At 43.9% G+C, this 12,580-nt stretch carries 10 protein-coding genes and 1 other annotated feature; of the genes, 5 read left to right on the top strand and 5 right to left on the bottom strand.

Translation table 11 applies throughout. The features are described 5' to 3' along the window. Window positions 1-565: 565 nt before the first annotated feature. The 3 genes from clpB to rluD form a co-directional block, all read right to left on the bottom strand. Window positions 566-3,139 carry an ATP-dependent chaperone ClpB gene (gene clpB, locus R8N49_RS12340; RefSeq protein ID WP_005381873.1) on the bottom strand — a complete coding sequence of 858 codons (2,574 nt, stop codon included), beginning with the start codon at window positions 3,137-3,139 and terminating at the stop codon, window positions 566-568. Between the two features lie 138 nt (window positions 3,140-3,277). After that, on the bottom strand, window positions 3,278-4,012 hold the full coding sequence (gene pgeF / locus R8N49_RS12335) for a peptidoglycan editing factor PgeF (RefSeq protein ID WP_258489632.1): 735 nt from the start codon (window positions 4,010-4,012) through the stop codon (window positions 3,278-3,280). 1 nt (window position 4,013) lies between these two features. Further along, a complete protein-coding gene (rluD, locus tag R8N49_RS12330; protein WP_005381875.1) occupies window positions 4,014-4,991 on the bottom strand; it encodes a 23S rRNA pseudouridine(1911/1915/1917) synthase RluD in 978 nt (325 codons plus the stop codon). A gap of 136 nt (window positions 4,992-5,127) precedes the next feature. Between rluD and bamD the strand changes: the two genes are divergently transcribed. From bamD to yjjX, 5 genes are all read left to right on the top strand, one after another. Beyond that, window positions 5,128-5,856, top strand: coding sequence for an outer membrane protein assembly factor BamD (gene bamD / locus R8N49_RS12325; protein ID WP_318189993.1), 729 nt, complete (start codon window positions 5,128-5,130; stop codon window positions 5,854-5,856). Between the two features lie 148 nt (window positions 5,857-6,004). Continuing rightward, entirely contained in the window at window positions 6,005-7,486 is a 1,482-nt protein-coding gene (locus R8N49_RS12320) for a lytic transglycosylase F (RefSeq protein WP_309473959.1), read from the top strand. Window positions 7,487-7,811: 325 nt separating this feature from the next. After that, complete coding sequence (hpf, locus tag R8N49_RS12315; RefSeq protein ID WP_005381889.1) at window positions 7,812-8,138, top strand: ribosome hibernation-promoting factor, HPF/YfiA family; 327 nt, start codon at window positions 7,812-7,814, stop codon at window positions 8,136-8,138. Between the two features lie 108 nt (window positions 8,139-8,246). Further along, window positions 8,247-8,368 (top strand) — a sequence feature (Phe leader region). A 12-nt stretch (window positions 8,369-8,380) separates the two neighbouring features. Next, on the top strand, window positions 8,381-9,559 hold the full coding sequence (pheA, locus tag R8N49_RS12310) for a prephenate dehydratase (RefSeq protein ID WP_017636154.1): 1,179 nt from the start codon (window positions 8,381-8,383) through the stop codon (window positions 9,557-9,559). A gap of 24 nt (window positions 9,560-9,583) precedes the next feature. Next, entirely contained in the window at window positions 9,584-10,117 is a 534-nt protein-coding gene (gene yjjX / locus R8N49_RS12305) for an inosine/xanthosine triphosphatase (protein WP_005381891.1), read from the top strand. 110 nt (window positions 10,118-10,227) lie between these two features. On the opposite strand, the gene trpR is transcribed toward yjjX, so the two are convergent. Both trpR and sltY read right to left on the bottom strand, forming a co-directional pair. Beyond that, window positions 10,228-10,536 (bottom strand): trp operon repressor, encoded by a 309-nt coding sequence (trpR, locus tag R8N49_RS12300; RefSeq protein WP_005381892.1) that lies wholly within the window; start codon window positions 10,534-10,536, stop codon window positions 10,228-10,230. 13 nt (window positions 10,537-10,549) lie between these two features. Then, on the bottom strand, window positions 10,550-12,496 hold the full coding sequence (gene sltY, locus R8N49_RS12295) for a murein transglycosylase (protein ID WP_031777190.1): 1,947 nt from the start codon (window positions 12,494-12,496) through the stop codon (window positions 10,550-10,552). Window positions 12,497-12,580: the final 84 nt, after the last annotated feature.

The following is a 12,580-nucleotide window of genomic DNA, read 5'->3' as shown; positions in this document are numbered from 1 at the left end:
GCCGCCAGCGTTCAATCTGAGCCATGATCAAACTCTTCAATTTAAGATTTTGTTCGGCTCAATGAATACTGAACATTCCTTTCGCTAATAAATAGCAGAAGTAATGTTTGAATTGACTGTGCTGAATCTTTCGATTCAATGGTCACTTCGTATCATTGAAACCTAATTTGAAGCCTAAGCTTCTAATTGGATTATCATCAACGAGTGCCCACACAGATTGATAGGTCTATATTTTTAAAGAGCACACTTCGAAGTTCTCTTCAAAGTGGACGGCTATTTTAGCTAGATAACTTATCGTGTCAAACACTTTTTTAAGTTATTTATCTGCGAGTTAATTTTAACTCACTAACCGTAGTTGTTTAGGTTCCGCTTCACTTGCTTTCCCGTGACAACGGAGGCGCATTATAGGGAGTTCATTAAAGAACACAAGTGCATTTTTTAAAAAAACTCACCTTTTTAGTTTATTCGTATAGAAAACAGACAAAAGACTCTAAAAAACTATAGAAAAGGGGCCAAACGGCCCCTTTAGTGTGATTTTTATCTCAATTTTACTGTATCCATACAATTATTGATGAGCACAAATTTGGTCATTAGTAACAATTAGCTGCACTGTCTTGTCTGGAACGATTTCACCAGAAAGAATTGATTTGGCTAACGGGTTCTCGACATTCTGCTGAATTGCACGTTTTAAAGGACGCGCACCATACACAGGATCGAAACCAACTTGAGCGATCAAGTCGAGTGCTTTGTCGGAAACTTCTAGTTGATAGCCTTTCTCCTCTAGTCGTTTCGCCAAACGTTCCAATTGAATAGAAGCAATGGACTTAATGTGCTCTTGACCAAGTGGATGGAACACCACGATTTCGTCAACACGGTTCAAGAACTCTGGGCGGAAGTGTTTGCTAACCACATCCATCACTTCACTCTTGATACCTTGATAGTCTAATGTTGCGAAATTCTCTTGGATACGAGATGAACCCAAGTTAGATGTCATGATCACAACCGTATTACGGAAGTCAACAGTACGACCTTGACCATCCGTTAAACGCCCATCATCGAGAACTTGCAGCAGAATGTTAAATACATCCGGATGCGCTTTCTCTACTTCGTCTAACAAAATTACCGAATACGGCTTGCGACGAACCGCTTCAGTTAAGTAACCACCCTCTTCATATCCGACATAGCCTGGAGGAGCACCAACCAACCTTGCCACTGAGTGTTTCTCCATGAACTCAGACATATCGATACGGACCATCGCATCTTCACTGTCGAACATAAAGCTCGCAAGTGTCTTACAAAGCTCTGTTTTACCCACACCAGTTGGACCTAAGAATAAGAAGGAGCCAATTGGTCGGTTTGGATCAGAAAGCCCAGCTCGACTACGACGAATGGCATTCGATACAACAGAGACCGCTTCGCTTTGCCCTACCACACGATTATGCAGCACGTCTTCCATACGAAGTAGTTTCTCTTTTTCCGCTTCTAGCATCTTGGATACCGGAATGCCGGTTTGCTTAGAAAGTACTTCTGCAATCTCGTTGTCGGTTACTTTATTACGCAATAGCGTCATTTCCTGCATTTCAGCTTGGGTTGCAAGATCTAACTGCTTCTCAAGTTCAGGAATACGACCATATTGAAGCTCCGACATACGGTTTAGATCGCCAGCACGGCGAGCAAACTCCATGTCCATACGAGCTTGTTCAAGCTCAGACTTAATATGTTGAGTGCCAGAAAGAGCTGCTTTTTCTGTATTCCAAACCTCTTCTAGTTCAGCGTACTCACGTTCTTTTTCATTGAGTTCTTCATTAAGCGCTTTCAAACGCTTTTCACTCGCTTCATCGTGCTCGTTACTTAGTGCTTGCTGCTCAATTTTGAGTTGGATGATTTTACGCTCAAGCTTATCCAAGGACTCCGGCTTAGAGTCAATTTGTAAACGAATGCTTGAAGCCGCTTCGTCGATTAAGTCGATCGCTTTATCCGGCAACTGACGGTCGGAGACATAGCGATGTGACAAACTCGCCGCAGCAACAATCGCTGGGTCGGTAATTTCGACGTGATGATGAAGCTCATAACGCTCCTTCAAGCCACGTAAAATCGCCACGGTATCCTCAACGGTCGGCTCATCCACCAGCACTTTTTGGAAACGACGTTCTAATGCTGCATCTTTTTCGATGTACTGACGATATTCATCCAATGTTGTTGCGCCAACACAGTGCAGCTCACCACGAGCTAATGCCGGTTTTAGCATGTTGCCCGCATCCATTGAGCCTTCACCTTTACCAGCACCGACCATAGTGTGTAGTTCATCAATGAAGAGGATGACGTTGCCTTCTTCTTTAGCAAGTTCATTCAATACTGATTTTAAACGCTCTTCAAATTCCCCACGGTATTTCGCGCCAGCAACCAGTGCGCCCATATCCAGTGATAGCACACGGCGACCACGCAGACCTTCAGGTACTTCATTGTTAACTATGCGCTGCGCTAAGCCTTCAACAATTGCTGTCTTACCTACGCCTGGTTCACCGATAATCACAGGGTTGTTTTTAGTACGACGCTGCAATACCTGGATAGTACGACGGATTTCATCATCACGGCCGATAACCGGATCCAATTTACCTTGCTCTGCACGTTCGGTAAGGTCTATGGTGAACTTTTCCAATGCTTGACGAAGCTCTTCTGCATTCGGATCATTGACCTTTTGACCACCTCTGATCTTTTCGATTGCCTGGCTGACTTTTTGCTCTGTTAAGCCGATCTCTTTGAGCAATTGCCCCAATGGTCCGCGATCTTCTAAAGCGGCAAGCAGGAAGACTTCAGACGAGATATAGGAGTCTTGACGCTTTTGCGCCACTTTGTCACACAGGTTAAACAATGTGCCCATCGAGCTAGAGAGCTGAACATCCCCACCGATGCCACTGACTTTTGGTAATCGATCTAACATTTCACTCAATTTAGAGCGTAAATGCGTTACGTCCACATCCAGCATAGTAAGCAATGGACGAATTGGACTGCCATTTTGATCAAGCAAAGCCACCATGAGGTGAACTGGCTCGATATATTGATGATCGCGCCCTAACGCTAGTGATTGAGCATCAGAGATAGCGATTTGAAACTTACTTGTGAATCGATCAAGACGCATATCTACCTTCCTAACCTCAACTAAAGGAAATTCTTTTGACAGTTAGAAAGATGGATACTCAGGAGGGGAATTTCAAGGGAGTGAATGAATAAAGATAGCTTTGCAAAAATAGTAGTATGCATCTTAGCACTTTGGTGCTTATAGCCAGTCTTCGATCCAAATAAAGGTTGCTTGTCGACCAGTCTTACCATCACGGCGATAAGAGTAAAAAGAGGCTTTATCTTGGTAAGTACAAAGTCCAGAATCAAACACTTGTGTCACACCAGCCCGGTTTAGACGTTGCGTTGCCAGCACCGACATGTCAGCAAACCATTTACCGTCGATATCGCGTGGAGCAAATGCTTGATTCGCCTGTGAATCAAAATCAACAAAAGCTTGCAGAACATCTTCACCCACTTCGAAGGCTTGAGGGCCAATGGCGGGGCCAAGCCACGCTATCACTTCACCAGAAAACAACGCTAACGCATTTTCGACAATGCCATTTGCTAAGCCGCGCCAACCTGCGTGAACAGCGGCTACTTGCGTACCTTGTGTATTAGTCAATAATACAGGTAAACAATCGGCGGTCATCGCTGAACAAATAACATGGCTTGAAGAAGTAAATACACCATCCGCATCAAGCACCTGTGTTGTTGGTTCATTTGCTTGAGCCACAACGGTTGAATGCGTTTGGTTTAACCAGATTGGCGCATTTGGCATGCTTGCCTGTTGCGCCAACCAAGCTCGGTTCTTCTCTACTAAAGACAAATCATCCCCAACGTGAGTACCTAAATTTAGCCCTTGGTAAGGGCCTGTCGAAAATCCGCCTATGCGTGTTGAGGCGAAAGCTTTGACATTTTTAGGCGCTGGCCAATTCGGAATGATCGTCTTCATATTAGAATTCTTCCGGTAAGCCGTGCTCTTCTGTATCTTGACGAAGCGCTTCAGTCATCACAACCATGTCATCAGGCACTGGAGCATGAAACTCAAGAACTTCGCCCGTAATTGGGTGCTCAAAGCGCAGCATTACTGCGTGCAATGCTTGGCGATCGAAACCCCGGATCATTGCCGTTAGCTCTTCAGACGCACCTGTCGGGATGCGAGCACGTCCACCATATGCAATATCACCGAGCAACGGATGCTGAAGGTAAGACATGTGCACACGAATCTGGTGCGTACGACCCGTTTCTAGACGCAAGCGAATACGCGTGTGTTCGCGGAAGCGTTCAGCAACACGGTAGTGCGTTACTGCTGGTTTGCCCATTGGTGCTACCGCCATAAGCGTGCGCTTAGTAGAGTGACGACCAATCGGTTGATCCACTTTACCGCCCGCAGTCATACGACCAATAGCGATCGCTTCGTACTCACGAGTAATATTACGTTTTTGCAGTGCGCGAACCAGACGAGTTTGTGCAGGAACGGTTTTCGCCACCACCATCAAACCCGTGGTGTCTTTATCCAAACGGTGCACGATACCTGCACGAGGTACTTCTGCAATATCAGGGTAATGATGCAACAACGCATTAAGTACAGTGCCATCAGGCGTACCAGCGCCCGGATGAACCACAAAGTCACGAGGTTTGTTGATAACGATAATATCTTCATCTTCATAGACGATATCTAGCGGGATATCTTGCGCTTCCCAGCGTTCTTCATCTTCTAACTCGGCTTGCAATGTAATTTCCTCGCCACCCATTACTTTGGTACGAGGTTTAGTGACAACTTCACCATCAACTTGAACTTTCCCATCAAGCAGCCACTCTTTTAGGCGCGAGCGAGAGAAGTCCGCGAATAATTCGGCGATAGCTTGGTCTAAACGTTGACCTAACTGGCTATCTTTTACGGTATTTGTTAATACAATCTGCTGAGCCATATCGAACTTTTTTAAAAACTGTGAGACTAATGCTCACGACTGTGAAAAAATAGACTATTACGTCATTGTATCTGTTACTGGAAAGAAAGTAACGGCAGCTTAAGAAATATTTAGATTCAAGGAACAGACTCCTGATATGAAACGTCAGACTTTAACAGGCCTTTTAGCGGTATCCCTTCTGTTTGGATGTGCAAGCAAAGAAGAAATCGTTCCTGATGTGCCGCCTTCGGAACTGTATGCAGACGCACAGATTTCTCTTCAAAGTGGTAATTGGCTTTCTGCAATTGAGAAACTGGAAGCATTAGACTCACGTTACCCATTCGGTGCCTACTCAGAACAGGTGCAGCTTGACCTAATCTATGCGTACTACAAAAACGACGACCTTGCTTTGGGCTTGGCAACCATTTCTCGCTTTATGCGTTTAAACCCAACCCATGAAAAGATGGACTGGGTGCTGTACATGCGAGGTCTAAGCCACATGGCGCAAGATCGTAACTTTATGCATGATTTATTCAGCGTAGATCGAAGCGATCGCGATCCTGAACCGGTAAAAAAAGCGTTTGATGACTTCAAAAAACTACTTCAACGCTACCCGAATAGCCCATATGCAGAAGATTCACATAAACGTATGGTCGCGCTGAAAAACCGTCTAGCGAACTATGATTTAGCGACTGCTGACTTCTACCTTCGCCGTGAAGCTTGGGTCGCTGCTATTAATCGCAGCCAAGAGCTACAAAAAGCGTATCCAGACACAGAAGCTGCACGTAAGTCACTGACTATCCAGCTAGAGGCCTACAAGCAACTTGGTTTGGAAGACGCCGTAGCAAGAACTGAAAAGCTTATAGAGCTCAACCCTGTGAAGTAATTGAACTTGCTTTAAACTGAACCGCCACCGTTTTTACCGTGGCGGTTTTTTATTACTCTCAATAGTGTATTCAGCCCTTTCTTGATGATCTTCCTAGCTCCACATATGCTTAAAGTTCTCCTCCCCCCTTTATAAAAAGGATGTGAACGTGACGATATCTAAGCTTTGCGCAGTTATGCTGCTCCTATTATCTGCTTCCGTTTGCGCACTGCAAATCTCGCCGCTCAAACAGCCTCCTTATACTGGGGACCTCGATGTCATCAAGGAGAAGAATGTACTGCGCGTCTTAGTTTCTGCTGATTTAGGCTTTTACTACATTGAGGGCGGCACACCAAAAGGCATAGGCGCGGAATTGCTGGCGCATTTCGAAAAAGACCTTCGTAAACTCAAACCAAAGCTTAACGTACAAATTATTCCTGTTGCCCGCGACCAGCTACTGCCAGCCTTAGAAAACGGTTCAGGTGACTTAGTTGTCGCCAACCTGACTATTACCGACACGCGCAAACAGAAAGTGGAGTTCAGTTCACCCATTCTCACTGACATTCAAGAGTGGGTAGTGACAAACAAAAGCACACCAACGATGACGAAAATCGAACAACTGAGCGGCAAAGAGATTTGGGTGCGCGCCAGCTCTAGCTACTTTGAAAGCATTCAGACACTAAATAAGAAACTAAACAAAAAAGGCTTACCGCCTGTTATCGTGCACTTTATTGAAGAAACACTTCAAGATTATGAGCTGGTCGGAATGCTCAACAATGGTTACGTCAAAGCCATTGTTCTCGATAGCCATAAAGCCAAGCTTTGGCTGAAAGTGATGGATGATATTCGGGTGCACAAAAAAATCCCTATCCGCAAAAATGGCAAAATTGCTTGGGCAATGCGAGAAAATAGTCCCAAATTAAAAGCCGTCGTGAATAAGTTCATCCAGAAGTCTCGCTCTGGGACACTACTCGGTAACGTTATTTACGGTAAATACATCGATAACACGGGATGGTTGAACAGAGCTCTTAACCCTAAGAAAATTGCTCAACTAGAAAAACTCGCAGCGCTATTTTCACGCTATGGTGAGAAATACGATATCGACTATTTACTGATCGCTGCAATCGCTTACAAGGAATCAGGATTTAATAACGACCTAGTTGGAAGCCGAGGTGCCGTTGGCATAATGCAAGTCCTACCCAGCACCGCTCAAGATCCGAATATCAATATCAAAAATGTTCGACAATTAGAAAACAACATTCATGCTGGAGTGAAATACTTAGCTTTTTTGCGTAAGCAGTACTTCAGTGATCCTGATATTACTGCACAAAATAAACTCTACTTTACATTGGCGGCTTACAATGCGGGCCCCGGCAATGTAGAGCGTATTCGTAAGCGTGCAGCCCAACAAGGTTACGATCCTAATGTTTGGTTTAATAACGTGGAAGTCGTTATGCGGAAAAGTTTAAGCTCAACGGTTGGGTACGTCACAAGCATTAATCGCTACTACATAATATACAAACAACTAGAAAGTTTGGACCAAGTCAAAAGTCTAGAAAGGGTTTCACTAGCCCCAAAAGACCCCATTTTCATGATACCGCTACGAAAAGTCAGCCAAATGCCAGACAGTAAAAAGCCGCTTGTACAGTAAGCGGCTTTTTAAATGGATTCATTGGAAAGACTCAGTGATCGTCATCACACCTTACGTGTAGTTAAATTTTAACCACCTCAAATATTAGGCCGTAAAACTTCCCTAAAAACGAGGCCGTTTTCAGCTGAGTACTCTATTCAATCTACGGATTTACTAACCGATAACAAGCAATTTCACGATAAACCTCAGAAGTTCTTGAGTGAGATCACATTCATTTTTCATCATAAAAAACCCGAGCAAAATAATGATCTGAATCACATTTTTTTATGCTTAAAGCGGTAATCTGAACTCAACCCATGAGGGATGCAACAGAGGAAAAACACTTATGACAATGAATATCACTGGCAAAAACATCGAAATCACCTCTGCAATCCGAGCTCATATTGAGAGCAAATTTAAAAAACTGGAGAAATGGCAAGTAGACCTAATTGGTTGCCAAGCAACTTTCAGTGAGGAACCAAACAAACAGAAGAAATTCGAAGCGGTTATCAAAGTTCCTAAAGGCCAGCTCATTGCCTCAGCAACTCACGAAGATCTTTACGCAGCTATCAACGAAGTGGAGCAAAAACTAGAACGACAATTGAACAAGCTGACCCACAAACCTGAAGCTCGACGTGCAAGTAAGCCTGAGCTAGTGGAAGAAGAAGAGTAAACTGAACAGATTGAGGAAATAGCGCCGAAAGGCGCTATTTTTTTGCTTGACGCTCTCCCCAGCCTTGCTTATTGTGTTTAAACACTCATAAATTAAGCACTATTTATGCATTTAACCTCACTGTTTATTTTTGACTTCTTTTTCCTCCCATAGTTGGAGGGGCGAACTCGTTTGTGAAAGAAAAGTCAAAAACAAACAGAAAGCCTCCCAAATCGGGAGGCTTTTTTATAAGGAAAGAATTGATGACTGACCAACCTATTTCCCTCGAAGAAATTCGTTTACGCTTGAATGAGTTGGATGACCAACTTCTCAGCTTATTGTCTGAGCGCCGTAAACTCAGCATTGAAGTAGCCAAAAGCAAAGTACAAACCTCAAAGCCTGTTCGCGACGCCGTCCGTGAACAGCAATTATTGGTCAAGCTGATTTCTAATGGCCAAGATAAATACGAACTTGACGCGCAGTACATCACCAAACTTTTCCATACCATCATTGAAGACTCAGTTCTGCTTCAACAAAGTTATCTGCAAAATCTCGTTAACCCACAGCAAAGCCGTAAGCCACTTGCTCGCGTCGCTTTTTTAGGAGCCAAAGGCTCTTATTCGCACTTGGCAAGTCGCGAATACTTCAGTCGTAAAAATACGGAGCTTATCGAGCTCAACTGCGAGCACTTTAAAGAAGTGACTCAAACGGTTGAATCTGGCCATGCTGATTATGGCGTTCTGCCAATCGAAAACACCAGCTCAGGCTCTATTAATGAAGTGTATGACTTACTACAACACACGACGCTTTACATCGTTGGAGAGCTAACTCAACCAATCGAACACTGCTTGGTTGCGAAAAAAGACATTCGTCTGGAAGATATTAAAACGCTGTATTCTCACCCTCAGCCACACCAACAGTGCAGTGAGTTTTTAAGCCGTATGAAAGGGGTAAAGCTGGAATCCTGCGCGAGCACAGCAGATGCAATGCAGAAAGTCCAAGAGATGGATCGTGATGATGTGGCTGCAATTGGTAATGCATCAAGCGGTAAGCTATATGGCTTGCAAGCAATTCAAGGCAACATCGCAAACCAAACCGAAAACCATACTCGCTTTATCGTGGTTGCTCGTAAACCGGTTGAAGTTTCTACTCAGATTCCAGCAAAAACCACATTGATCATGTCGACCTCCCAAGAGGCAGGCTCATTGGTTGAAACACTATTAGTGCTGCAACGTTACGGCATCAATATGACCAAGCTGGAATCACGCCCAATTATGGGGAACCCGTGGGAAGAGATGTTCTACGTAGACTTGACATCACATCTTGCTTCGACAGAAATGCAACAGGCACTTGAAGAGCTAACAAAAATCACTAAGCACTTGAAAGTATTAGGCTGTTACCCGAGTGAGAACGTAAAGCCTACGCAAGTAAAATTGAGTTAATAGACACCAGTGAGTAAAAAGATCATGGCAACCCAAAAAGTCGTAATCGCATCGCTAAACCCAGCCAAAATTAATGCAGTTCAAAGTGCATTTCGTAATGCATTTCCGCATCAAGAATTCAACTTCGTTGGCATCAGTGTACCGAGTGAGGTTGCAGATCAGCCCATGACGAATGAAGAAACTCATCGTGGTGCGCTAAACCGCGTTAAAAACGCAAAAGTAGAGATGCCAAACGCGGATTACTATGTCGGTCTCGAAGCGGGAATTGAAGCAAACGTGACGTTTGCTTGGATGGTGGTTGAATCAGAGACTCACCGCGGTGAATCTCGTTCTGCAAGCTTAATGTTGCCGCCAAAAGTCTTGGAAAAACTCAAGGATGCGAATGAATTGGGAGATGTAATGGACGAAGTGTTTGGTACTGATAATATCAAACAGAAAGGTGGCGCTATTAGCCTGCTAACCCAAAACCAGCTAACTCGAAGCTCGGTCTATCACCAAGCCTTGATTCTGGCTTTAATTCCATTCACAAACCCTGAGCACTTTCCTTCAAATTTATAACACTCAGCCTATTCTCTAGATACGCAAAAGGGCGGATATTTCCGCCCTTTGTAATACGTTATCTTAGTCACTTGTAACACCAAGGCCTAAAAGCAAATTGGATATACTGTCTACTTAGATACTGCAACTTGTTCTAACAAGACTTTCAACTTGTCTTTTTCTTCATCAGATTTCGACTTTAGTTCGTTAGAGCCACGAGTAATGGTGGCAATGCCCACACCAAGCATCTGACTGATCTGACGTTGAGATAATTCTCCTTTAAGAAGTTCGTTAATTATATTAACGCGTGATATTAATGACTCTCTCTCATCACGTGACATCAGCATAGTTAACAGCATGTCATCTTGCTGGGTGCCCATACTTGTTCGAATTAGCTCAATAATCTGTTGCCAGTCTTTGTACTCGGGTTCGTGCGACATCAAGTTACCTCACTCAATACTTGGTATTGATCTCATGTTGATTCAAGAACGCGCCATCGATACCCAAAAGATCACGATAGTATGTTTCAAACATCAAGATGTTTTGTACATAACCGCGCGTCTCTTTAAATGGAATTGCCTCAATAAAGGCATAAGCATCCACTTTTCCTTGGGTACGCTCTCGCCACGTTTTTACTCTGTTAGGACCTGCATTATAAGCAGCAAGAGCAAAAATACGATTATTATCGTAATCCTCTAATAAACCTTGCAAATAATGGCTACCAATTTCGATATTTTTTCCTACATTGTAGAGGTCCTGCGTACCTTGATAACTCAACTTATATTTACGTGCCGTGTACTTCGCCGTCGCAGGCATGATCTGCATAAGACCACGAGCGCCAACTGGAGAGCGGGCTTCAACATCTAACGCACTTTCCTGTCGAGCGAGAGACATCATCGTGACGGGATCAATGTTGTGCTTTTTCGCATAAAAGTTAAACCACCAGCGGTGTGCTATTGGGAACCTAAGTTCGATATTATCCCACATCTGCGCTTGAATACTCGCGGTCACCGTTAGGTTATGCCAACGTTTAAATGATGCATAAGCCGCCAACATCGCCTTTTCATCTTTTCCTACGCGGCGCAGTAAGTGTGCCCATTCACTCTTCGCTGCTGCGATTTTATCCGTCGCGATCAACTCTTCGATACGAGCTAACGAGTCTTGATAGGGTTGAACAACTTTCTTATCCAACTTAACCGTATGCGTTGGGTATTTGATTGATTGTCCGATTGCATTTGCGGCAGCCACACTGTAGAAGTTTCGTTGCCCAAGCAGAGTTGCTAAACGCTGTTTCCCCGCGATGTCATCACCTAACGCAATTTCACTTCTTCCAAGCCAATATTGCCAGCGTAGCGTGGCTTGTTCTTCTTTATTTAGAACAGCAATCCACTCTTGTACGCCTTTCCAATCTGCATTTTGAATCGCTAAGCGGATGCGCGTTTCAATCAACGGTAAGTACTGACTGGTTTTCGTTTTATCATCGCGCCATTTAGCTAATGACTCAGACTCCGTACGAGTCAATCGAAATGCAATATAGTCGGCAAGTTCTTGCGCTTTTTCTGGAGAAAACTTCTGTCCTTTAATGACGGCATCGTACGCACCTTGTGCTTGGCTAGTGTTCATGCGAGCCAACTTTTCTAACGCATATTCACTTTGCGCTCGATTAAAATCATTCGCAGGTTTTTTCTTCGCGAATTCCGCAACACTTGAAGGATTATCAAACAACGCTTTCATTTCTTTGGCTTGTTGCTTTGCCTGCGCGGATTTAGGCAGTTTGAGCAAGTAACTCATCAAACCGCCATTACGAGCATCAAACGCCAGTAACATACGCTGTAGAATCAGTTCATCGGTACGCTCACCCGCCTTGTCCCATGCTTCAAATAATGGGTCACACTCATCAGCAATGCTGATGCCACGTAACCACATATGTTCAGCCCCTTTAAACGCCGCGACTTTCTTGCCTTGCTTTAATTGAGCGACGTAGAAAATACATTGGTAACGCTCACCACTAGGAATGACTTTTTGAAACTCAGTAATGGTTTTCCAATCTTTTTGCTTATAAAGATGATTGAGGTATGGAGCGCGAACTCGACGAGAAAATGGAAAAGACTCGTGCTCAGAAATAAACTCGTTCACCTGTTGTGGTGACTTTTCCGGTAACTGTCTAATAAAAGTGCGGTAATCCACATAAGGCGTTAGTGGATAGTCAGAAATTTTAGGACGAATCGAAAGGTATCCGTCGATGTCATTTTTATCTAATAAATCTTGAGCTTGCTCATATACTTCGCGCTGCTTTTCCAAACTCAGCGCGGCATTAGCACTCAAACTCATAGCACACAACGCGGCGGCGCAGCATACGTTTTTAGCCAATTCAGATACGTTGAATCTCATTTGTGTCATTTTCCCCAGACATATACTGCCCTAAAGCCTAGTTTTGTTAGAGTTCATGTGATGTTAAGGCAATTTTCACACATGCATCTATTT

The organism is Vibrio sp. 1978 (genome assembly GCF_033344345.1).
This window is presented reverse-complemented; position numbering and strand designations above follow the sequence as displayed.